This window comes from Pseudidiomarina aestuarii, from assembly GCF_048263735.1.
Taxonomy (GTDB): domain Bacteria; phylum Pseudomonadota; class Gammaproteobacteria; order Enterobacterales; family Alteromonadaceae; genus Pseudidiomarina; species Pseudidiomarina aestuarii_B.
Map to the genome: position 1 here is coordinate 135,012 of NZ_JBLXDX010000003.1, position 22,906 is coordinate 157,917.

General features: G+C 49.0%; 23 protein-coding genes. 5 read left to right on the forward strand and 18 right to left on the reverse strand.

Annotation, left to right across the window (positions count from 1 at the left end; translation table 11 throughout):
* Position 1 precedes the first annotated feature (1 nt).
* Complete coding sequence (locus ACN0S4_RS07750) at positions 2-571, forward strand: hypothetical protein (RefSeq protein ID WP_417657111.1); 570 nt, start codon at positions 2-4, stop codon at positions 569-571.
* 55 nt (positions 572-626) lie between these two features.
* Here ACN0S4_RS07750 and ACN0S4_RS07755 read toward each other — a convergent pair whose 3' ends face one another.
* From ACN0S4_RS07755 to ACN0S4_RS07770, 4 genes are all read right to left on the reverse strand, one after another.
* Complete coding sequence (locus ACN0S4_RS07755) at positions 627-1,928, reverse strand: ISL3 family transposase (protein WP_417657112.1); 1,302 nt, start codon at positions 1,926-1,928, stop codon at positions 627-629.
* Between the two features lie 23 nt (positions 1,929-1,951).
* Positions 1,952-2,875, reverse strand: a complete 924-nt coding sequence (locus tag ACN0S4_RS07760; protein ID WP_026949793.1) for a DUF1259 domain-containing protein — start codon at positions 2,873-2,875, stop codon at positions 1,952-1,954.
* A gap of 91 nt (positions 2,876-2,966) precedes the next feature.
* Entirely contained in the window at positions 2,967-4,421 is a 1,455-nt protein-coding gene (gene chrA, locus ACN0S4_RS07765) for a chromate efflux transporter (RefSeq protein WP_417657113.1), read from the reverse strand.
* Positions 4,422-4,423: 2 nt separating this feature from the next.
* Entirely contained in the window at positions 4,424-4,753 is a 330-nt protein-coding gene (locus ACN0S4_RS07770) for a chromate resistance protein ChrB domain-containing protein (RefSeq protein ID WP_417657114.1), read from the reverse strand.
* A 287-nt stretch (positions 4,754-5,040) separates the two neighbouring features.
* Here ACN0S4_RS07770 and ACN0S4_RS07775 point away from each other — a divergent pair, with 287 nt between their 5' ends.
* Positions 5,041-5,307, forward strand: coding sequence for a hypothetical protein (locus ACN0S4_RS07775; RefSeq protein WP_417657115.1), 267 nt, complete (start codon positions 5,041-5,043; stop codon positions 5,305-5,307).
* 52 nt (positions 5,308-5,359) lie between these two features.
* Here the strand turns inward: ACN0S4_RS07775 and ACN0S4_RS07780 are convergent, their stop codons facing one another.
* From ACN0S4_RS07780 to ACN0S4_RS07805, 6 genes are all read right to left on the reverse strand, one after another.
* Positions 5,360-6,004 carry an RES family NAD+ phosphorylase gene (locus tag ACN0S4_RS07780; RefSeq protein WP_417657116.1) on the reverse strand — a complete coding sequence of 215 codons (645 nt, stop codon included), beginning with the start codon at positions 6,002-6,004 and terminating at the stop codon, positions 5,360-5,362.
* A 6-nt stretch (positions 6,005-6,010) separates the two neighbouring features.
* Complete coding sequence (locus ACN0S4_RS07785; protein WP_417657117.1) at positions 6,011-6,946, reverse strand: hypothetical protein; 936 nt, start codon at positions 6,944-6,946, stop codon at positions 6,011-6,013.
* Positions 6,947-7,575: 629 nt separating this feature from the next.
* The gene (locus tag ACN0S4_RS07790) at positions 7,576-8,256 is read right to left on the reverse strand and encodes a hypothetical protein (RefSeq protein WP_417657118.1); all 681 of its coding nucleotides are present in this window, start codon (positions 8,254-8,256) and stop codon (positions 7,576-7,578) included.
* Positions 8,257-8,470: 214 nt separating this feature from the next.
* Positions 8,471-8,758 carry a type IV toxin-antitoxin system AbiEi family antitoxin domain-containing protein gene (locus ACN0S4_RS07795; protein WP_417657119.1) on the reverse strand — a complete coding sequence of 96 codons (288 nt, stop codon included), beginning with the start codon at positions 8,756-8,758 and terminating at the stop codon, positions 8,471-8,473.
* Positions 8,733-8,978 (reverse strand): hypothetical protein, encoded by a 246-nt coding sequence (locus ACN0S4_RS07800; protein ID WP_417657120.1) that lies wholly within the window; start codon positions 8,976-8,978, stop codon positions 8,733-8,735. Before ACN0S4_RS07800 ends, ACN0S4_RS07795 begins: the two co-directional genes overlap by 26 nt.
* 354 nt (positions 8,979-9,332) lie before the next feature.
* A complete protein-coding gene (locus ACN0S4_RS07805; RefSeq protein WP_417657121.1) occupies positions 9,333-10,247 on the reverse strand; it encodes a magnesium chelatase domain-containing protein in 915 nt (304 codons plus the stop codon).
* A gap of 174 nt (positions 10,248-10,421) precedes the next feature.
* Here ACN0S4_RS07805 and ACN0S4_RS07810 point away from each other — a divergent pair, with 174 nt between their 5' ends.
* A complete protein-coding gene (locus tag ACN0S4_RS07810; RefSeq protein ID WP_417657122.1) occupies positions 10,422-10,685 on the forward strand; it encodes a hypothetical protein in 264 nt (87 codons plus the stop codon).
* 12 nt (positions 10,686-10,697) lie between these two features.
* On the opposite strand, the gene ACN0S4_RS07815 is transcribed toward ACN0S4_RS07810, so the two are convergent.
* Genes ACN0S4_RS07815 through ACN0S4_RS07825 form a run of 3 tightly spaced genes read right to left on the reverse strand, consistent with a single transcriptional unit; the run spans position 10,698 to position 12,275 of the window.
* Entirely contained in the window at positions 10,698-11,225 is a 528-nt protein-coding gene (locus ACN0S4_RS07815) for a hypothetical protein (protein ID WP_417657123.1), read from the reverse strand.
* Between the two features lie 13 nt (positions 11,226-11,238).
* Positions 11,239-11,982: a ferredoxin--NADP reductase gene (locus ACN0S4_RS07820; RefSeq protein ID WP_417657124.1), complete on the reverse strand. Its 744-nt coding sequence runs from the start codon at positions 11,980-11,982 to the stop codon at positions 11,239-11,241.
* A gap of 29 nt (positions 11,983-12,011) precedes the next feature.
* On the reverse strand, positions 12,012-12,275 hold the full coding sequence (locus ACN0S4_RS07825) for an accessory factor UbiK family protein (protein WP_417657125.1): 264 nt from the start codon (positions 12,273-12,275) through the stop codon (positions 12,012-12,014).
* Positions 12,276-12,374: 99 nt separating this feature from the next.
* On the opposite strand from ACN0S4_RS07825, the gene rep reads away from it, so the two are divergent.
* Positions 12,375-14,390, forward strand: a complete 2,016-nt coding sequence (rep, locus tag ACN0S4_RS07830) for a DNA helicase Rep (protein ID WP_417657126.1) — start codon at positions 12,375-12,377, stop codon at positions 14,388-14,390.
* Here rep and ACN0S4_RS07835 read toward each other — a convergent pair.
* Together ACN0S4_RS07835 and ACN0S4_RS07840 are read right to left on the reverse strand one after the other, a co-directional pair.
* Positions 14,387-17,002 (reverse strand): diguanylate cyclase domain-containing protein, encoded by a 2,616-nt coding sequence (locus ACN0S4_RS07835; RefSeq protein ID WP_417657127.1) that lies wholly within the window; start codon positions 17,000-17,002, stop codon positions 14,387-14,389. The genes rep and ACN0S4_RS07835 overlap by 4 nt on opposite strands.
* Before the next feature lie 133 nt (positions 17,003-17,135).
* A complete protein-coding gene (locus ACN0S4_RS07840) occupies positions 17,136-17,567 on the reverse strand; it encodes a c-type cytochrome (protein ID WP_417657128.1) in 432 nt (143 codons plus the stop codon).
* A 92-nt stretch (positions 17,568-17,659) separates the two neighbouring features.
* On the opposite strand from ACN0S4_RS07840, the gene dinB reads away from it, so the two are divergent.
* Positions 17,660-18,730: a DNA polymerase IV gene (dinB, locus tag ACN0S4_RS07845; protein ID WP_417657129.1), complete on the forward strand. Its 1,071-nt coding sequence runs from the start codon at positions 17,660-17,662 to the stop codon at positions 18,728-18,730.
* Positions 18,731-18,740: 10 nt separating this feature from the next.
* On the opposite strand, the gene ACN0S4_RS07850 is transcribed toward dinB, so the two are convergent.
* Genes ACN0S4_RS07850 through ACN0S4_RS07860 form a run of 3 tightly spaced genes read right to left on the reverse strand, consistent with a single transcriptional unit; the run spans position 18,741 to position 22,794 of the window.
* Positions 18,741-19,592, reverse strand: coding sequence for a prephenate dehydratase (locus ACN0S4_RS07850; protein WP_417657130.1), 852 nt, complete (start codon positions 19,590-19,592; stop codon positions 18,741-18,743).
* A 23-nt stretch (positions 19,593-19,615) separates the two neighbouring features.
* A complete protein-coding gene (locus ACN0S4_RS07855; RefSeq protein WP_417657131.1) occupies positions 19,616-20,671 on the reverse strand; it encodes a PepSY-associated TM helix domain-containing protein in 1,056 nt (351 codons plus the stop codon).
* Between the two features lie 8 nt (positions 20,672-20,679).
* Complete coding sequence (locus ACN0S4_RS07860) at positions 20,680-22,794, reverse strand: TonB-dependent receptor (protein WP_417657132.1); 2,115 nt, start codon at positions 22,792-22,794, stop codon at positions 20,680-20,682.
* Positions 22,795-22,906: the final 112 nt, after the last annotated feature.

The window sequence follows — 22,906 nt, forward strand, 5'->3', positions numbered from 1 at the left end:
CATGAAATACATTAAAAGCCGTTTCACTCTCATCAATGTGGTTTTTATAGCATTTATTATAATTTCATTGCCCGGATTCATTGATGCCGTAATTGGCGGTGAAGTATTCATTATTTCGATGACGATAACTTTCGACTCTCAGCCTATTTTTTTCTTAATTGTAGTTAGTATGGTTTCTGCAGGTTACGCAGTATTGTTATATGCAGTTTTTATTGCCAGAGCACCAATAGATGAGATTTCTAGACAGGTTCTACAAGACATAGTTAGTTTTAGAACTCCTATTTCTGATATACGTCGCATAACAAGCGACCCTATTTATTTAAAAAATGTTGAAACAGTCCACGTTGGAACGGCGCATGTAAAAGAGGCTCTACTTAAGAGAGTTTCATATGAAATAACCGGGATTGAACTGAAGGAGTGGGCTTGCTTTATCCGAGACCATGATTTTTTTCAATATAAGACTGAAGAGGAAGAGTCTATTGAACCTATCATAGAAAAGTTATGTGAAACAGACGAGATAGATGGCTTGTCTGCTGACATTTGTCAAAGTTACCTCACAGAACTTCATTAAATAAATTGGGTATTCGGATTAAGTGGTTGATGTGACCTTCCGATCCAATCCCATCTTAGTCCTCCCAGAAGGTTGATAAATCGACACCGAAGTTATACTCAGACTCAAAGAGTCCCATGCTGTAAGTCTTGATTGCTCCGTCCAGGAACGGGGATTCTTTCGTCTGCGGTGACTTCTTCTTGTGCTTGGTGGTATAAAGCATCCGGGCTCGCATGACCTCGAACGAATAGCCGCGCCCATCGCGGTTCTTGTCTTTAGCTAGTCGGTTGATCGATTCTGTGAAGGCGTTAGTGATCGGGATGTCATTCTCAAAGTAGGCCATCATCTCCTCACGCCAGTTACTGACGGCGCTGACGAGGCACTTCCAGACTGCCTGTTGCCCTTGCGGGATGTCGTCAATCCAAGCAGTCAGCGCTTTCTCGGCATCACTTCGGTTGGTGCAGCTCCAGATATGGTAAAACCGCTCCTTGTGTTCGTAGGCAGCTAGAAGTTGAGGAAAGGCCCCGGTCCAGGTCTCCATGATGAGCCGTTCACGGTCCGAAATGTCGTGAGCCCGCTTTAGGAGTATCTTTCGATCACCCTTGAGGGTTCGAATTTGGGAGGACTTCAGTTCCTTCCGGAGGCCCTTGCGCACCTTCTCCAGGGCATCGTTAGCCATGCGCACCACATGGAACTTATCTACCACGATACGGGCATGCGGCAACACTGCCTTGACCGCTGCCCGGTAGGGATTCCACATGTCCATACTGACGATCTCGACCTTCTGACGGTCTTTCATCTTCATCAGATAGTTGGCCACTACATCCTGACGCCGGGTGGGCAGTAGTTCGAGCAAAGTCTTTTCCTCAATGTTGGTCAGGATGCAGCGGTAGTGCCGGTTCAGGTAAAGCTCGTCAATACCCAGAATGCGGGGCGTCTCGAAGCGGTGCCAGCGGCTCAGGAACTCGGCGCGAGTATTGAAGATGTCTCGCACCGTCTTCTCGTCCAAGCCAGTCTGCTCAGCCACGTAGGTGCAGGGGTGGTTGAAAGATTCCTTCTCCACGTACTCATGTAGCCGCAACGTCATGCGGAAGCCATCCACCATCTCCGGTAACCGGGGCCTGAAAGTGGTGTTACAGGCCCGGCAGGTGTATCGGCGACGGATCACCCAGAGGGTGACCCACTTGCCGTGGATGGGGAGATCGCGATAGGGAACATCACGTTTGCCGAACCGTACAAACTCACCCTGCACGCCGCATTCCTCGCAGGCAGCGGGATCGAGCGCATCAACTTGGAAGTGGAGCCAGCCGTCCATCTCCTTGATATTTATTACGCGATATTCGGGAAGATGAAGAATATTGTCGGGTAGCTTCAGCATTCGCAAGTCGACGTTATGTTCCTTTAATGGCTTGTGCCGGCGTTTTCTTGGGCTTCTAATGCAGCATGAAGCCCCTGTGCCAATACCTCAGGATCGCCGTTACCCCAGTAGTGCAAGAAATAATAGGGCGGCGTCTCGCCAATCATGTGATTATGCAAGGCAACAATATGGATACCGGCGTCGCGCAGAGCGTGCATAACAGGTTGAACCTCACCAGCAGTCATGGCGAAATCCCCATCGACGACCGCATGATCCTTATTGCCAGAGAATGCTGCCCAGGTCGACAGTCCCATTGATGCGCCAAACTCAGTGCCATGCATGGAAGCACTGCGCCCAAAAGTAAATTTTAATACCTGACCATTGAGACTGCCTTCGGCACCCAAAATGGTTTCCAGCGACGCTGTGTCATACTCCCCGGTGATTTCGGGCACACTGCCAGGAAAGCGCTCTACCGGTGTGACGTGTTTCTCGCGAACCTTCTTTATGGCATCCCACATGGCCTTGACGCCTTCGGCAAGCTTTTCAGCGCTCTGTCCGTGGCCACCGATATGCATAAAATAAACCGGAGGACGGTCAAACACGAAGTGGTTATGCAGCGCGGTGATTTCGAGGCCATGGGCGAAAGCCGCATCCATCGCCGGAGTGATTTCATCCTCAAATACCACCGTGTCTCCCATCAGCATCACACCGCCATCCGGAACTGCCTTGAACGCAGCCCAACTGCCCAAGCCTGCTGGTGTCGGAAGCTTTATCCCGTCTACCACGACCGGCACGGCATCGCGTTGCCAGCCGATGCGTACTACGCCGTCCGGTTTGACCGTCGCCTGTGTGTCCGTAGCCTTACTGATGATTTCTGGATTAATATCGCTTGGCGCATCTGCGAAAGCGACTGGCGCCTGCATCAGCAGAGCGGTGATAATAAATATTTTAAGCGGATGATTTTTCATAGTTATCCTCCATTATTTAATTTTCGATTGGGTTTCAAATTGTTTGAGGTTCAAACTGGCAAACCGGATACTAATCGCATCGGTTAGCTCTTTACGATGCTGGAGCGCCTCCGAATAACAGGTAATAAATGATACCCAGCAGCGCACTGACGAAAATCACCGGCAACATGCCCACCTTGAAACGCAGCATGGCAATAAAGGCGCCCAGAGCCAGCACAACGCTGGCGATCTGAATACTGTGCCATGTCGGTAACAGCCACTGTATACCAAAGGACCGAACCGTATTCACCTCACCGAAGGCTACATGTACAGCGAACCAGATGGCCAGATTCAGCATGACGCCTACTACGGCAGCGGTCACCGCCGACAGTGCCGCGCTTACTGCCTGATTTCCGCGAAGCGTTTCCACATAGGGCGCGCCCAGAAATATCCACAGAAAACAGGGAATAAAGGTGACCCAGGTCGCCAGAAGCGATGCGAGAATACCCGCTGTAAAGGGATCGAGCAGTCCGGCATCCCGGAAGGCGCCCATAAAACCTACAAATTGCACTACTTGAATAAGGGGGCCGGGCGTGGTTTCTGCCATGCCCAGGCCATCCAGCATTTCCCCTGGTGCAAGCCAGCCGTAATTCTGCACGGCCTCCTGTGCCATATAAGCCAATACCGAATAGGCGCCACCAAAGGTGACGACGGCCAGCTTGCTGAAGAAGAGCCCTATCTGGGTGAAGACATCGTCATACCCCAGCGTCATAAGCAAAACAATAAGCGGTGCGAACCACAACGGCAGCCAGACCGCGAGCACTTTAAATGCCCGGTTACTTGTTGCCTTTGTGTGGTTTGCTTCGCCGCTATCGATCATGGTGTCGATCACATGGTCAGCCTCTTCCGGGGCATCGTGCCCCTTGATAATCGTAAAACGTTCTGGATGTACATACCTTCCCAACAAACCAATGAAAGCAGCCGTCAGTATCACTATCGGAAATGGCACGGCAAAAAAGAAGATCGCAATAAAAGCCGTGGTCGCCAGTGTGTACATATAGGCATTCTTGAGCGCTCGCTTACCGATCCGGATGACGGCCTGAATCACGATCGCCAACACCGCCGCTTTAATGCCGAAGAAAAGCGCCTGCACCAAGGTCGCGTCCTGAAATCCCGCATAAAGCACGCTCAACACCAGGATGCTCAAAAAACCGGGTAATACAAACAGCCCGCCGGCCACGAGCCCACCCTTGACGCCATGCAGCAGCCAGCCGATGTAAGTAGCCAACTGCTGGGCTTCCGGCCCCGGCAGCACCATGCAGTAGTTCAGGGCGTGCAGGAATCGACTCTCACTGACCCAGCGCTTTTCATCCACCAGAATACGGTGCATGACGGCGATCTGGCCAGCCGGACCACCGAAACTAAGGATTGCGATCCGCAGCCACACACGCACGGCTTCCCCGAACGAAATCTGGTGGCCGAATTCGTTAAGGTTGCCATCCGAGGACACGGCAGTGTCTTGACGGGGCCTGTCGGGTGAAGGGGTCGAACGGGGGGACTCCGGCATGGTTAATTCTCCTTTGTGTAGGTTGTGTAGAGGCTGTCGAATACCGCGCTGGCAGCCAGCAATAGCTGGTCATCATCGCTGTGGGACTCGCGGAGGCCCATCAATACGCACTCAACCCCCGCGGCCTCGGGTGGCTGATGGCCGCCCACATCGAGGTAGTGCACCAGTTTCCCAATCCGTTGCAGCGCCACCGGCCTCACGGACGTCGCCGGCGACTGCCTCCAACCTCTCGACATGATCAGGGCCGGCGGGCAGCACATAGACACCATCGCGCAGTGACGCCGCACCCCATGCCTTGATGGAGCGCCAGGCCCGCATGCGCACCGTCGCATTCTCGGTGGGGAGAGAGAGTATTAGCAACAACCACGACATGATGTAGAGGATACTACTATTTTGTATTAATCACTACTGATATATCTATACCAACCAGATCTTCCGATGAGGATTTTATCTTGTCGCTTCACTCTCCGTGACGAAATCAACCAGCTAATCCGAATACCCAATAAATTAAAGTTGATATGACTCTATGCGCACAACGAGTTACTTAACGTTTATTTTCTGTGGCAGTTATGACTTAAACCATGTTTTCAGTGCCATGAAACGCTGTGGAGGACTCAGCATGGATGCAAACGAGATCAAAAATCAGCTCTATCAAAATGATTTCGACTTACAAATGCTTGCTGACGTCCTAAACTGTTCATCAAGCCTTGTCTCGAAAGTGATTCACCGAAAAGCAAGGTCGCAGCGTGTAGCAAGAGCAATTGCAAAGTCTATATCACTGAATGTATACGACGTATTTCCAGAGCTTGAAGGCTCGAAGACCATGAACAAAACGCTTCGAAAATCTAAGTTAGAAGAGCTCAGGTTACTGCTGAGTCAAGACTAGTGTACTCATTTATGCAGTCATTATGGTAATCGACATAAGTGTCGATTACCCTTTAATCTTGACGTTCGGGGTCAACGATATTTATACCCATTTCTGATGTAAGTTTGTTTATAGCTCTTATTGCTGTTTTACTGGAGAGTAAATCAACCCTGCTATCAACTACATACAAGTCACTTGCATCTACTCTGTCACCGTAAAGCATGATTGCTCTATCTGAAGAGTTTTGTTTTGAAGTCCAAATCATTCCTTGAATATCTGGGTGTTGGTGATGAATGGCTTCTGCCCATTGTCTCGTATAGCTATAATGAGCCGCACTACTGTGTATAAGGTCGTGCTCCGAAATCCCTAAATGCCTCGCTCCGGTATCAGAAACACTCGCTAATGAGAGGTCATTTTGGGCTGCTATCACACTGTATGACCTACCGTTAAAATCTTTAACGTTAAAAGTTGTGCCAAAAGTGCTTTCGGGAAGGTCATGAAAAACGGTCTCCATCAACGCGACTTCAACAGTGAAAGCTCCGTAAATTGTAGGTATCTTATTTCCATCTTTGTCATAGATAGGGCTAAACCTTGCATTCCCAAACCCCGGATTAAATTGTGTTTCCGAGAATTCAGTTGAATGGACGCGATGAATATTTTCTCCCTCTTGGAGTGTGATACGTAAAACATTTATGGTTTCGGGTGGAATTTTTATCATTCTGCGCTAACCGTGCATTTCACCTGAAACCTCAACGCGCGCGGCCTTGAGTAATTCTTCTGGCTCTTCCATTAACACATCTTTAGGCTTCATTCCATCAAGCCAGCTGTTGTGATTTTCAAACCAACACGCGATGGCTAAATCTGTATTCTTAGGTTTTAAAATGTCCAATAGATCTTTCATCAATGGGATTGGGTGTCCATCGTCCATAAACTCGTAGGCTGGATACCAATCCTTTCCTTGGCGAGATACAGCAAAAATTTTTCCGGCCTTTTTCCAGCGGTTGGCTAATGCTGAAGGGTTGTTTGTATTCTTTGAGCCAGCATTCAAAGCAACATTCGCGGAAGTAAGCCAGGTATCTTGGTTAAGTAATTTTTCCCAAATAGCGCTATTCGTGGTGATGTTTAATTCGCTCGATGTCTCGCCTTCAAGCTGTGACCAAATGATGTATTGACCAAGCTCGTAATGCTTTTTAATAACGTCTTCAAACGTCTCCCGAAGAGCTTCTTTTAATTTGTCTTTAGACTTGTCCTTTCGCCAAATGCTCGTGAGATTTTTTTCAGTAGCGATCGTTAAGAATGTCTCGTAAATAGAATCAGACATTAACGAAATCTCTTTGGAGATCCGTTTGGATAACTTTTTTTCTTCTTTCTCAAGAACAGCGGTGCAGGTTTTAACAAAGTCAAAAACCTCTGAGGGTAAAGTGTTTTTTTCGCAATCATGAATGGTCCTGTGCCTTATGGGTTCGATGCGTCCAAGAGAGACCGGTTGCTCGGATTTAATCACGAGAAACGTATAACCACCTGTCTCAGCAACCACGCTAGTACGGCAAAAAAACGGTGCCTCTTTTTGACTGGGAATAGTTGCAATGCTCTTAAACATTGGACGTCTTCGTAAGTCTTTGGGTCTGCTAGTCCTTGTTTGTGTAGCTTTGCTGTTCATAATCACCTCCGCACGAATACTTTAATTATATTGGATATATTGGATATATTCAATGAAACAGTATTTCACTTCATGCTGTAAACATCTCTTAACAAGGAACATGTTTCGATTGAAACGACGGCGATCAACGTCTTTGGTGTATTCCCAAACACGCTCGAACATCTCGAAATATTGCTTTGCTACAGAGCAGCCAATTGCCGTAGCTTTATAAGTTGTAGAATAAGCTTAACGTCTGCTTTGGCGATGACCTCTCCGACTCATCCTTGTCGCTGTCAAGCAAGATAGGTCGTTGGCGAGTTTGACAACCTTGGTGTGTTACTTTTTACATCCGGTCCGCAAAACTGGATAAATTGAGTGATCATCGTAATCACGCTGAGACTCGTCGCGACCATCAACCACCTATTTATGGGGTGATGGAGATCGGGGAATATCTCTGGCCTGTGACCAGCCAAGCTCATTTGGCTACTCACCTACTACTCTATCTAGATTTTGTTACTTTTTAGCTTCTGGCAATCTTCGCTTTCCGAATCTCTTTGAGAAAACACTCAAAAGTTAACATCTTTATGTTCGTTAATTCTCTGTATCGCTATTGCAAAAATAGTCTGTTAAATGACGTAAAAATCCAATTATCATGCAACATCGAAGATTCCATATAACTCTTGAATGGACTGCTCTGGACTGATCATTCTGCCCGAATCTTTGATATAACGAACAATTGGTGCAAAAGTGCACCCCCATTGCTGGAAGTTGTAACGTGTAGAACAACTGTCCCGACGCTCTTCTGGATTAAAACACTTATGAAAGTACCCGATAATTTCGCTACCTGACAGACACCAACGGTCCGTATCCTCGGCGTTAGCCATAGGGCAACATATCAGTGCGCGAATGCGTACTTCATTGTCCACTAAGCCTTTCATTGAATTATTCGCATCTACGTCATCCATCAATAAAGGACGCAATTCACTTGCTAATGAATTCAGTTTTTCCTCTGGAAATAGGCCGGACCACCTAAGTATAGAAGCTAAAGCGAAGTCATCGTTTTTCCAGGTTTCATTGAATTTTATTCTTTCAGGGTCATGTTTAACTTCACACACGATTAAATCAATTTTTCCCTCGTTAGCACCAAGAAATTCAGATGGCTCAATCTGTCGCTCCGGTTCCCGGTAATGCGGGTGACGTACGGCAATACAATCGACTTCAGTCCGGGCTTTCCCCCAGTCATTAGAGTGAACAATAAACCCTGATGTGAAGTAGCCGTTTAAACGCAAGTACAACTGAACTAGAATTTCATCTACATCAGATTTTGTCATTGTAATTGAACCATAATTGATTTCTTAAAATTAAATTGAGAGTCAAATGGCAATCCCTTCGGCACTCGATATTGCCCAAATATTCATCAACCATCAACCAAACAAAAAATCCCCGTCTCTAACCGCTAGCGATAAGAGACGGGGATTCCGGTAAAAATCTTAGTTACTAAGCCACAGCATTGTCCCCTGAAGGACAGATTATCGATTATTCCATTCACTTCAATTCCGTTGGTACAGTGATTTGGTATTTCGCGACGTAAACGCCGTTGGCTATTATTGCATGTTTGCCGGAACCCAAGCTTATCTTGCTCAAATCAAGATATCGCACACAGTCGTGATTCCCTTTATCGCCCATGTAAAGAAATAAGCGTTTCACTTTAATTGAATTGGAGGCCTCTAAGAGCTTTTGTGAGACTACAGGTCGCAGATTATTGAGGTCTTCGAAAAGCTCGTAAGCTTTCAGTAGCGATTGTGATTTAGGCTCCAGATAAAGACATTCCATGATCAGCTCTCGCTGAGCCTGATACTTCAACAGTAAACTGTTTATAGATTATTTCGGTTAGACCGATTTCGGCCAGCAGGAACTTAGAAAGCGTATACTTGACGTTAACGCTCCAATCTCGCTTTTTTAACCACAGCGGTACATGTTCGGTTTGAACTCCGAATAAATGGGCTTGCTTTGGAGAAAACTCTAAAAAATGCGCTTTGCCTTGCAACCCCATTGCAGTTCGTCCGCCAGGATGACCAGAGCACAACGCCAGACGGCTAGGCTATCAGTAGTCGATTTGATTTTGATGATATATCGGCACTCATGGGGTTAACCTGCACATCATTTCACGGCTAGAAGCTAGTTTATCTTTACACTTTTGTCAGTACTGTCCGTACTTACTTTGTCAACTTTTTAAACCCAGATCTACTTGATACCCGCGACAGATCCGTAATCTTTTGGGCACAGAAAATTTCCGTATTTTCTGCGTGATTGGGAATCAATATTAGCCCGCATACGAATACATCTAGCTACAACCCTTGTTGTATAGGGCATTGAAAATCGTTCATTCAAAATGATTTTATTGCGTCTATTTCGGGATTGTTGCATTTATTTCGGGATTTGACATACCTCCGCCGACGAGCGCCGCGGCAGAACAAGAATGATGAGGCGAGCGGAGGCGGCGCTGCAACCAATGGTGCGGTTCGGCGGTACCAGATATCGAGCGAATCGCCGCGACTTCGAGCGCTTCCTCTTCATCCAGTGCCGGTAGCAGCCCTAGTAAGCGCTGCGCCAACATGGTTTTGCCCGTGCCTGGCGGACCTACGAAAAGCACATGATGACCACCCGCTGCCGCTAGGAGCAAAGCCCGCTTCGCTTGGTCTTGACCAATCACATCCGAGATATCACCGACACCAACCGGAAGCTTACTCTCGTCGGTTTGCGGATTACTCTGTGCGGTTATATTCGGCAGTCGTTGCGGACCTTGCAGATGCTCAACCACATCACGTAAATGAATCCCGGCAACACACTGCTGCTGTTTTAACAGCCCTGCTTCCGCTTGATTTTGTTGCGGGATGACCGCTTCACGACCTTCATTTCGACAGGCCAGCACCGCTGGTAAAATGCCATTCACTCCGCATAGTTCACCGGTTAGATTCAGTTCACCATAGAACTCACGACTGGCCGCTGCCGACTCCGGCAGTTGTCCATCCGCAATCAAGATTCCAACGGCTATCGCCAAGTCATAGCGGGCGCCGTACTTGGGCAAATCGGCAGGTGCTAAATTCACTGTAATTTTCTTCGCGCGAGGAAAATCATACCCACTAGCCATCAACGCCGAACGCACGCGGTCCCGCGCTTCTTTAACGCCCGTCTGCGGCAAGCCCACAATCGCAAACGCGGGCAACCCACCCGCCAAACACACTTCCACTGTCACCAGCGGCGCATCAATTCCCTGCAGCGCACGAGTATAAACCCGCGCAATCGCTAACTCCGCCGCCATTCCAACTCTCCCTGTTTCGTTCACCCAGCAAGAGTCAGCCTAGTCCTCAGCATCACCAACCTCAAGACGCCAAAATCGTATTCTTACGTGCGATTGCATCGCACCTAACTGCTTACAATGGTTATATTTAGCCTAGAATGGTAAAAAAGCACGCAGGGAATGTAGCGGAGGGGAATGATGTTGCGGCACGTCTATTTGTTTATGAAAACTATGGTGGTAATTACGCTGATTATTATGGGTGTAATCTACGCAATGAGTGCTTTCTATCTGCTCAAAGACGGTGAATTTAAGGGGCCATCGACATATTCTGAGTTTATGGTTTGTCTCGAGATGGCTCTCTGGTACGGTGTTGTGTTTGCTTGCGCTGAGGCTTTCTTTAATTGGGTGCGTTACCTCAAACAGAAAGAGCTTGAGGAAGAGGCGAATTCAAATTCGTAAACTGGGCTTCAGTTACTGAGCCCAGTCCGAAATATCATCTTTAAACGGCTCATTGCCGCTGTCGAGTCCTTCTACTAAAAGGCCACTGGTCGCCTCCACGAATTTAAGATTTCGAATGCCACTGTAGCTTTTCAGATGTTCTTCTTCCAAAAAGAGCATAGTCGATTTGAATTGCACTAAATTCGCGCTGAACTCGCTTGTGGTTGCGCCACCCACCGCGGTATTAACAAGCACGAGTGTTGAATCTGGTGAGACGACATACTTGTCGATAAAGCGCGGCGATTGCCAACCGAATTGAAAGGTTTGATAAAAGGTAAAGATCAAAAATAAACCGAGCATGACCAAGTATTTACTGCGCGGAAACAACACGTATACACCGAAACACACATACATCAACCCAACCAGTGACAACCCCAAGTTGTACCAGAGATAGTGTTCCGAAAAGTACCAAAAGAATTTCAGGTCACTGAGACCCATTACCACTAAAACGGCAACCGGCAGCAACACTATGAGAGTCCCTATCCATTTGGACGTTGGCATGTCAGTTCATCCTCTACCAATAGTGTTCGACGGTTACGTTCCCCGGTTTGCGACGAAGGTTTTTCGGTAAGCCCATGCTGTCGAGCAGCACTTTCGCGTCTCGGATCATTTCCGGATTACCACAGAGCATCACTTGCGCGCGATCGTTCAGCTCATCCTTGCAGGCTGCTTGCAAAGCCCCAGACTCTATAAGTGCTGGTACGCGACCACGCAACGCGCCAGCGAAGTCTTCACGGGATACAATTGGCTGATAATGCAATTGGTCAGGGTGTTTATCGACCCAGCCCTGAATCAAGTCACGATACGCCAGGTCAGCGCCGAAACGCACAGCATGAATCAAATGAATGCGTTTGAAGCGTTGATATGGAATGTCGGTCGTTAACATGGAAAGGTATGGACCAATGCCGGTGCCCGTGGCTATCAGCCACAAGCTATCGCCGTCGGGCACTTCATTCAACGTGAAAAAACCGGATGGCGGCTGCGATACTTGGATCTTTTGGCCTGCCTTCAAGCCATGTAACATCGGTGAGAACAGGCCGTCATGAACGCGGTTCACCAGAAAATCGAGAACCGAATCATCGGGACCATTCACTAAGGAATAAGCGCGCTGCACGCGCCCATCTTCGTGGGATAATCCCAGCCGTACGAACTGTCCGGCAATAAACTCAAAGGGCTGCTCGGTGCGTACACGCAGACTGAACAATTCTTGATTCCACGCGTAATTTTCGATGACTTCACCGTCTAACCACAATGCCATGCCAAATTCCTCTCTACGATTCTAAAAACTTACTCGTCGTCTTGCGCTTTTTGTAAGCTCGCTACTTGCTGCTCGAGCTGCTCAACGCGCTGACGTAGACGCAACAACAACTGTTGCTGCACATCCAACTCTTCTCGCGTCACCATGTCTAGTTTGCCCAACTGCTGCTGCAGAATTGTCTTGATTCGGCCTTCCATGGAGCCAGCAAAATCTTTAACGCCGGCAGGAATGCTATCGTTGATTTGACGGGCAATTTCTTCCAGTTTTGTCGCGTCGAATTTTTTACTATCCATTTGCTTCTCTCCGTTGACCGTATTGTCGTTTAGCTTAACAGGAGTTTACGGTAAAATCCCCGTTCTCGATCGACTTCTATCACGCCCAACAAGGTCATCATGCAGTTAAATCCGAGCCAACAAGAAGCAGTTCACGCCATCCGCGGGCCGGTTTTGGTGTTGGCGGGTGCCGGTAGCGGCAAGACCCGAGTTATCACTGAAAAAATTGCACATCTAATTACCCGTTGCGCTATTCCTGCTCGTCATATTGGAGCCGTCACCTTTACCAACAAGGCAGCGCGGGAAATGAAGGAGCGCGTTGGGCAAACCCTAGGCCGCGAATATACCCGTGGCTTAACGGTGTCGACATTCCATACCTTAGGTTTGACCATTATTCGCAAAGAAGTCAAAAATCTCGGTATGAAGTCTGGATTTTCCTTATTCGATGATCAGGATAGCTTCTCATTATTAAAAGCGCTCACCGAAGACGAAATCGACGCCGACAAAGCCATGCTCAAATTACTGCAAAGCCAAATCAGTAATTGGAAGAATGCGATGTTGCAGCCGCATCAGGCTCTCGAACAAGCCAAATTGCCTGATGAGCAGTTGTTTGCAGAGTTTTATCGGCGCTATCAGCAGAATATGCAGGCCTGTAACGCATTAGACTTTGATGATTTGATCTTGCTCCCCACCTTGCTGCTTAAAACGAATGAAGCAGCACGAGAGCGGTGGCAGAAAAAATTTCAGTATCTGTTAGTCGATGAGTATCAAGATACGAATACCAGTCAGTACGAACTGGTACGGCTGTTGGTCGGCAAAGACGCAAACTTTACGGTGGTTGGTGACGATGACCAATCGATCTACTCATGGCGCGGTGCGCAACCGCAAAACCTGGCGCTGCTGCAACGCGACTTCCCCCAGCTACAAGTCATCAAGTTAGAGCAGAACTACCGCTCCTGTAAGCGTATTCTCAAAGCTGCGAACATTCTCATTGAAAATAATCCGCACGTGTTCGACAAAAAGTTGTTCTCGGAAATGGACGAAGGTGAACCGCTGCGAGTCATCAAAGGTCGCAACGAGGAACACGAAGCAGATCGCGTGGTCGCGGAGATTGTTCGGCAACGCTTTTTGGCGCGCACGCCGTACCATTTTTTTGCCATTTTATACCGTGGAAATCACCAATCGCGGGTGTTTGAGAAGGCTCTGCTGAATCAGCGCATCCCCTACCGCATGACCGGTGGCCAGAGCTTTTTTGCACGCGCTGAAGTTAAAGACATCATGGCGTACTTGCGGTTATTGGTGAATCCAAGTGATGACACCGCTTTTATTCGTATCGTCAATTTGCCCAAGCGCGGCATTGGCCCACAAACCGTTGAGCGCATTGGTGAATTGGCACATGAGCTGCACGTGGGTATGTATGAAGCCGCGCAACACCGTCAGCTCGAAACACGACTCGGTACTCGCGAATACGCACAAGTGCAGGAGTTTGTGCAACTGATTAGCCAAGCGGCGCGCCGTTGTGACCATCCTCCAGAAGTCGCCAGCACGCTGTACGGATTAGTGAAAGAGATTGGCTATGAAGAGTGGTTGTATGAGGTCAGTCCGAGCCAGGCTGCCGCAGAAATGCGCTACAAAAACATCAATGAGCTGCTGCGCTGGGTTACCGAAATGGTGAAAGGTGACACCGAAAACGAACCGCTGACACTTGAGCAAGCGGTTGCCAAGTTGTGCTTACGCGATATGCTCTCGCGCAACGAAGAAGAAGACCAAGCCGACCAAGTGCAACTGATGACGCTGCATGCGTCCAAAGGACTCGAGTTCCCACATGTGTTTATGGTCGGCATGGAAGAAGGCTTACTACCGCATCAATCCAGTATCGACGAGGGCATGGTTGAGGAAGAGCGACGACTCGCTTATGTCGGTATCACCCGCGCCCAGCAAACATTGACGTTCACCATGGCACGCGAACGCCGCCAGTATGGTGACGTTATCAAACCTGAGCCCAGTCGTTTTCTGTTTGAATTACCGCAAGACGATATTGAGTGGGAAGAGCAACGTGCTGCGAATGAAGAAGCAAAAGAACAGCAACGGCAATCGGGAATGGACTTACTGCGCAAGGCCTTAGAGAAAAACTAAGCGCTTGCCGACTTAGCTTCAGCGGCATCAACCTCTACATCATCAAAATGGACGCGAACCGGTTCACCAAACTGTTTGCCTTGGCCAGTCACTACACCCACCGTCAGTAAGGCGTCTTGTTGCGCTTGCTCGTCAACGCCGGCTGCGACCACTTGAATATCCAACTCGGTGCACAAATTGACGACATTGCGCACCATTTTCTGCGCGCGGTCACTATTAGCAATGTCTGCGACAAAGTTCGGGTCCAACTTCACGTGGGTGAACGGGTAGCTCAAGATAAACTGCAGCGCACCTGCACTGCGGCCAAACTCGTTCAATGCCAACCCAACGCCAAATTCAGCCAGCTGACGCAACGAACTTAATTGGCGCTTCGAGCTGTAATTAAGCTCTACTTCACTGAACTCAAGAATCAATCGATCAGCTTTGATTTTTGAATCTTTAATAATTTGCATCAGCACCCGTACATCAGCGAGTTTGTAGAGATGCTTGGTCGATAGCGAGACAAACAATGGTGGATGCTTTGGATTCTGCGCCAATTGCCCACAGCAGCGTTTCAACATCCAGTGATCAAGCGTAATGATCATCCCGGTTTTTTCAGCAACAGCCAGGAATCGATCGGCAGGCAACAGCGTATTATCTCGCTGCCAACGCAGCAGCCATTCTGCCGCATGCTCGGTGCCGGTATTCATATCGACTACATCATAGCGATGCACAATAAAATCTTGGTCGAACTGCGCGTGCCGTAGCTCGGATTCACGATGCAAAGAGGCGACTAAGTCTTTGTGAATACTCTCATCGAATACTACAAAGCGACCGCGGCCCATGCTCTTCGCTTGATACATAGCTGCATCAGCGTCGCGTAATAGCCGCTCTGCAGAATCATTCCGCGCGCGACATTCCGCAATACCAACACTGGCACCCGAATAATGCTCACTTTCACCGAACACAAATGGACGCTGCATCTTCTCGATAATGCGCCCAGCGACTTCTTTCGCGTCTTCAACGTGGTTAATCATGTCCAGCAAAATAACGAATTCATCGCCACCGAGCCGTGCAACGGTGTCATTGTCTCGCACACATTCACCAATACGCCGACTGGCTTCCAGCAGGAACTCATCGCCGGCGCTATGGCCGAGTGTGTCGTTGATATCTTTAAAACGATCCAGGTCGACAAACAACACCGCAAAGTTGTGCTGCGGGAAGCGCCGCTTGTGCTTGAGCGTTTGCTGTAGACGCTCGGTAAACATCGAGCGATTCGGCAGGCCAGTTAATGCGTCATGATGCGCGTCGTGGAAGAGTTTTTCTTCAATTTTCTTACGCCGCTCAATTTCGTTCACCAACTCTTCGGTCCGCTCGGCGACTTTGCGTTCGAGGTAGGCATTCACACGGCGCACTTCTTCAGCATTACGGCGTCGCTCAATGGCAACAGCAACGTGCTGAGAAACGAAGTTCAGTAGTTCTAAATCGTCTTGTTTGTAAGTGACTTCGTCGGTGTATGTTTGCACCGACAACACGCCAATTACTTCATCATCAATCAGTAGCGGTGAACCCAACCATTGCTTCGGCTGCGTGCCGTAGTAAGAAGAAGCCTTCTCAATCTCACCCGCACCAATGAGCTCTGCATACTTGTCTTTCGTAATAAATACCGGCTGCTTGTGGCGGATAACAAATTCAGTCATACCTCGACCCATGGGCCGAAGTTTGCGTAAGTGAGTGTCAAAGGCGTCGACGTAATAAGGGAAAGTTAGGTTTCGTTTGTCTTCATCAACCAACGCGACAAAGAAGTTTTCATTGTTAATCAAACGACCAATTTGCTCGTGCAATTGGTGATAGAAGCTTTCCATACTATCAGAGGTGTTGGTGACCTCTGATATGGCGAAGAGGACGGCGGACACCTTTTCAGCGCGTTTGCGCTCCCCTACTTCTAGCGTCAGGTTGTCGTTGATTTCGCGCAGTGCAGCCGTTTGCCGAGCAATCTCCGCCTGCATGAATTCACGCTGGCGAACCCGCTCGAGCGCGTTCACAATATGCTGCGAAACGAACATGAATAGATCTTTGTCCGCTTCTGTGTAGCGTTGATCTTCGCTATAACTTTGTACCACCATCGCACCGATAATCCGATTCTCGGACTGCAACGGTACACCGAGCCAATCGACTGGCGGAGAGCCTAAATCCTTAATTTCACCGCTGGCGAGGAGCTCTTTGAACACTTGCTCGTTATAGAGAAACGGCCGGCCCGTGCGCATGACATAACCAGTCATACCCTGTCGCAACAAATCCATCGGGAAGTTATCTTCCGTTGGGATTTCGTCATATTCGTCAACAAAGTACACAAACTTGACGGTATCGTTGTCGTGGTCGGCTAAACAGATGAAAAAGTTCTTTGCATTCATCAACTCGCCAATAATGCTGTGCACAGCAGCATAAAATTCCTGCATATCTTGCACTGATGCGGCGAGTTCGGAAATCTTGAAAAGGGCTTTCTGGATGACTTCGGATTGGCGATATTTTAATGTCAGTTTTTGTAGTCGAGACAAAGCCTTACGCAATCGCGCAATCTCTTTTTCAGTGCTTTCCCCAGTACTCTCTATGGTACTTTCTCGACTAGACATTGGTGACATTCAGGTGTTTTGTTTTTGTAATTATTGTTCCGAGTATATCTTTACATTCCTTGACATGAAAGCGTTTGCGATCAAAAAACAGGCACAAAAAAACCGCCGAAGCGGTTTTTTCAATTCTTAGTGTTTAAATTTCCGCAATCATGTAGTCAATTGCGGCTTGAATTTCTTCATCGCTACAATCGTTACAGGTACCTTTGGCTGGCATTGCGTTATAGCCTTCAATAGCATGTTTCAACACTGTGTCCATACCTTGCGCTAGGCGCGGTTCCCAATCTTCAGCGTTGTTGATTTTCGGTGAACCTAACACGCCGCTGGTGTGGCAAGCTGCACAAAAACGGTTGTAGATGGCGTCACCTGCGCGTGGACCACTTGAACCAGCGCTGCTGCTACCCGTATCAGGGGTTGCACCCGCTAACTTCACCTTACCAATTGGGGCAATGCGATCTTTAATCGCATCATTATCTTGAGGCACCATTGCAGCGCTCGCACCACCAACGACTAGGGCGAGAACAGCAACGAATACACGGCTCGATTTTACTACTTTCAGTACGTTCACAGTTTACTCCTGTCTGAGCTGATGAGCTTGCGTGCTCACTAAGTTGTTGCGATTATAGCCAGATTCCGGCCACGATTAAACACTTCCGTTGCATGTCTGTAAATACGCGCAAAATAGCGCTTTTGGATCTCGATGCTTTTTTTGCTAGTGCCGAGGTCTTGCGCGACCCTAGTCTCAAGAACCGTCCCTTTGCGGTGGGCGGCGGAGGCGCGCGTGGCGTAGTTGCAACCTGCAATTATTTAGCTCGCGAGTTCGGTGTGCGCAGCGCCATGTCAGGCTCTCATGCTCGCCGTCTTTGTCCACATTTACATTTCGTGTCACCAGATCACGGCTATTATCGCTTATTAAGTCGACAAGTCTACGCTATTTTGCAATCGGTCACCGACCGCATTGAACCAGCCTCCATTGACGAGTTTTACCTCGATTTGTCAGCGGTTGAAACGCATCAAGGCAGCGCCACGCGGATCATGGAAGCGGTTCGAGCTGATATTCGGGCGCTCGGTATTACCGGCTCAGCGGGTATATCGAATCAAAAAATGGTGGCCAAAATAGCCAGCGACGACAATAAGCCTGATGGTCAACGCGTGGTGGCTCCCGAACAAGTTGTGCCTTATATCGCTTCGCTTCCTTTAAAACGAATTCCTGGGGTAGGTCCGAAGAGTTTAGAGCGGCTGCATGACGCCAGTCTGTTTACTGGCGCAGATATTCAACGCAGTGATATTGAGACTGTGCAGTCGATTTTAGGCGAGAAGTCCGGTTGGCTCTTGTACCAACGCTGTTTAGGTAACGACCCACGCGAGATTGTGACGGAGCGCGTGCGCAAAAGTGTGGGTGTAGAAGAAACGCTAAGTACGGACTTTACGTCGCTGCGCCAGGTTGAGCAGTTTGCGGATCAAGTGTTACTCCCACAGCTCCTGAAGCGGCTCGGCGTTCAGCGCTGGCAAGCCACGCATATTAAAAGCCAGACGGTGAAACTTAAGTTTGCAGACTTTCAGCAAACCACAGTATCGCGCACTGGCTCGAAGGCATCGCCCAGCCTGTTTTACCAACTGGTTAGGGAGGCTTGGGAGCGTCGTAAAGGCCGTGGTGTGCGGCTAATTGGACTCAGCGTTGCTTTGCCTGATCCCGATGACCAATTACAACTCGAGCTCGATTTGGAATAAAAGGTTAGGCTTACTCAGCTTTCGGAAAGCTGCCCAACACAGTCACTCGGTTGCGTAATTGAATCAAAGTCAACGCCGCTTGAATCGACGAGTCATGCGCGTGACCTTCACACTCGATATAGAAATGGTAGTGACCAAAACGACGGCCGGTAGGTCGCGATACAAGCGCCGTTAAGTTGACACGGTACGCCGCAAATACCTGCAGATGCTCAACCAATAGCCCCGGATGATCAGCGTCATCAATGATCAGAATCGCTGTTTTGTAGTGAATATCGGGCTGCGCATCTTCTAACTCACGCGGCTCACGCACCGCAATAAAACGTGTCTCATTGTGCGCCACATCAGTGACGTCTCGCTGCACATGATCGAAGTGATGTTCCGCTAACGCATGCGCCGGCACGATAGCGCCAGCAGGTTGTTCACTGTCGAGTAACTGTTGCAGTGATTCGCTGTTGCTCGCTGTGGTCAAAACAGGTGCCGATTGCCCTGCCAAGAATTCACTGCACTGCCCTTGCGCCACAAACTGCGCAAAAATGCGCTCGGGTTGGGAGTGGTTTGCGACATACGCAAACTGAATTGGCACCATCACCTCACCGATTATTTGCAACGGGCGCTTTACAAACGAGTCCACTACCGGTGACACGATACCTTCGACGATATTCTCAATTGGCACTATCGCCAAGTCACAGTTATCGGGCACAGCCGCCAACGTTCGCGCCAGCGACGGATAAAAATGCAGAGCATTTTTGCTATTTGCTTCAGCGGTGAGCCAATGCTGAGCCGCGCGCTCCGAAAAGGTGCCGGTTGGCCCTAAAGTCGCAACGCGAGGATAGTGGTTGGTTTCGTTAGTTGTGGCAGTCACATGAAATCTCGTTACAGTCGGCGCTAGACCCTAACGGTACTGGTTTTTCGCCGCTGACGCCAGAGCCAAAACCAGACGCCTGTTACTGGTAACAAAATAAGCATGATGCCACCTGCCAGTAATAGGACAAACAGCGGCAAGCCACCCACCGCCGCCACATGCAACGGATAAATGGTTTGGGACAGTTGATAGCCGAGTGCGCTATTGCGCGTATCGCTCCAAGCGGCGAGCTCACCAGTTGTCGTCGAAAAGCTCAGCGAGCTGCGGCCATTTGGATGCCACTCACCGTCGTAGCGCAGGCGCATCGAAACCGTGCCATCTCCCTTGATCGGCAAGGACACTAGTGCGGGTGTCATATCTGGGAAGATCTTTTCCGCTGCCTTCAGACGCTCGTTCCAATTGAATGCTTGCACAGCTGTGGTGGCTGGTTGCCAACGTTGATCTTGCTGCGGAAGTAATTGCGTCAAACTTCCCGAAACCGTTGCGGCATACATAATTGCGGTGCCGGTCACAGCACCCAATAAGATACCAGGTAGCAGAATGATTCCGAAAGTTTTATGGAATTGATACAGGGTCATTTGAAAGCCGGTTTGCCACGGCCAATGCCAACGCACGGACCACAGTCGGACACTCCAGCGGCGCGGCCACCAGCGAACGATTCCAGATATCAAAATAAATAAGGTGATGAGGCTGAGAACACCCATCACATCCTTACCCAAGTCACGCAGCAACAGGTGATGGTGAAACTGCACGGCGACGTCAATCCAATCGCCCAGTGCTGAACGAGTCAACAGATGTTCCCCGGCCACTCCGTGATAATGACTATTCCCCTCACCATCAATCACTTCAATCCAAGGCTTGTCGGCACGCGGCAGGTAAGCATAGCCTGTGTCATAGCGATCAAACACAGCGCCAGCAGTAGCTGTGGAGGGAAGTTCCTCGAGTTGCAACTGTGGGTATTGCCACTGCAGTAGGTCGGTTTTATAAAGCAAAAAGGTGCCTGTCAAAGCGACAAGCACCAACCATAAGCTAACTAAAATCCCCAGCCAACGATGTAGCCGACCCATCCACTGTCGCATAGAGCTCCTTAAAAGCTATACTGCCAGTTCAGGCTCAGCGTACGACCACGACCCGCGAAATTACTAGTATTCGAGCCAGCGGTTTGCGAGTAATACGAGAGGTAGAACTCATCCAGCAAATTCTCGACACCGACCGAGAATAGACCGTAATCCATGGTCTCTAAGCTCACTTGCAGATCCAGGGTGTTGTAGCCGTCAAAGTTATTAATCGCGGCGGCACCCGTGTAAATATCGCGATCAAACAATTGATTCCACTGCAGGCGTGATGAAACCCAACCATTCCATTGCTGCTCCCAATGCAGATTTAGACGGCGCGGGGCAATATTGCGGCCACCTAATTGCGTATCGACCTGCTGGTCGCCATCACTATCGAATTCGCCGTCAGTGTCAGCATAGTTCAAACCAAAACTGGTGTTTGAACTCGGGCTATAGGTTGCAGCCAATTCATAACCATCAATCTCAGTGCGCTCACGTAAAACTGAGAAAATACCATCTGCATCGGCTTGCAAACGGGCACCTAAATCGGAGTCCGAACGGAAGTAGCTCAAGCTGACCTGTAAAGCTTGGGCGCGATACTCAATACCGATCTCTTGATTGTCGGCAATGACTGGCTGCAAATCGAGAAACGAATCAATTTCTTGATTCGGCGTGCTGATACCACGCAATACACGTCCAACGTCAGGCATACTAAAGCCTTCTGAGTAGCTGACAAAGGCGCGCCACTGTTGGTTGAAGGCGTATACAGCACCCACATTGGGTAGTAATTCGTTAAAGGACGGCTCGCCACCTTTCACAAAGGTGCTGTTGTAACCTGCTAATGTGGTGAAATCGTCGACTTCTAACTGGCCATATTCATAACGCAAGCCGCCGCTTAGGGTCAGGGCACCTTGTTGGTACCGTGCTTGAGCAAAAGGCGCCCAGTTATTGAAGGTGGTTTCTGGAACCCATTTGCGGCCCGTTTGCGCAAGCTCTTGGAAAGTCGTGTCATTCAGATAATCCAAACCAGCCGTCACATCGACTGGAGAATCCGCGACGTCGGTCCAGTTCAAGGTAAAGCGCGAACCGTATTTGCTTGAATCATTGCGTGACTGGTCAAATAGATTTTCGCCGAAAGCTGGGTCTTGGAATACTGCAAAGCTGCCACCGCCATATAAAGCAGAGAAGTCTTGCAGGAATAGTTGCCAATTTAGAGCTGCACCCAAAACGTCTGCGTTGAGGTAGGTCATTTGTGCTGTAGTGACTTTGTTGGTCGCCGGGTCACCCTCAGAAGCTTGCTCCACTGCAATGGTTGGGATACCTGCCTCACGGTCACCAGCAACGGGTGAATAGTCGCCGTTTCCTTCCATATTGAAGTGGTTCACCATGAGCTCAATCGACTCGCCTTGCGCAATGTCGCGCTTTATTTTGGCGAATACGTCATAGCTTTCTGAATCTTGAGTGTCACCTTGGGTGACGTCGGTGCCGATAAAGTCGCCATTGCCATCCACATACATGCCAGTGCTGCGCAATTGCACGCCTGTCACGACACTCCAGTCACCCGTTGCACCGCGAAACAAATAGCCAGTACGGTATGAAAGTCCATCATCCACTTCACTGGTTGGCGCTGAGAATCCAGCCGTCACTTCATGAACTGCGCCTTCTGTTGCTGATTTGGTGATGATATTAATGATACCGCCACTTGCACCCATACCTTGAATGGCACTCGCACCATGAATAATTTCGACGCGCTCGATCATCAGCGGGTCAATGGTATAAGCAGCACGCGAGCCATTTCGTAACGGATTCGATTGCGGCACGCCATCAATCAGATACAACGGATCACGACCGCGCAAGGTTTCACCGGCGCTCGATAATTTTTGTCGAGATGGCGAGAACGATGGCGCCAAATTACCCAGTACATCAGACAGTGAATCGGCAACGGCTAGCTGTTGGCGTAGCTCTTCACCATCAATAACCGTCACTGTTGCTGGGATTGCACTCGCTTGCTGATTGGTGCGAGTTGCGGTGATTTCGATACGCTCGTCAGCCTCAACAGGAGTTGAGTCTTGTGCGTATGAAACGCCAACAAAAGAACTGGTGATTGCTAATGCGATGATTGATCGTTTGAACTGCGTTGCCATCATTACTGCGCGCTCCAACTACGGAATAATTTGAAAGTGCGCTAATGATAACGATTCGCATTTATAGATCAAGTCTAAATGCGAATTATTTTTATTTAGAACTGATTTTTGGATT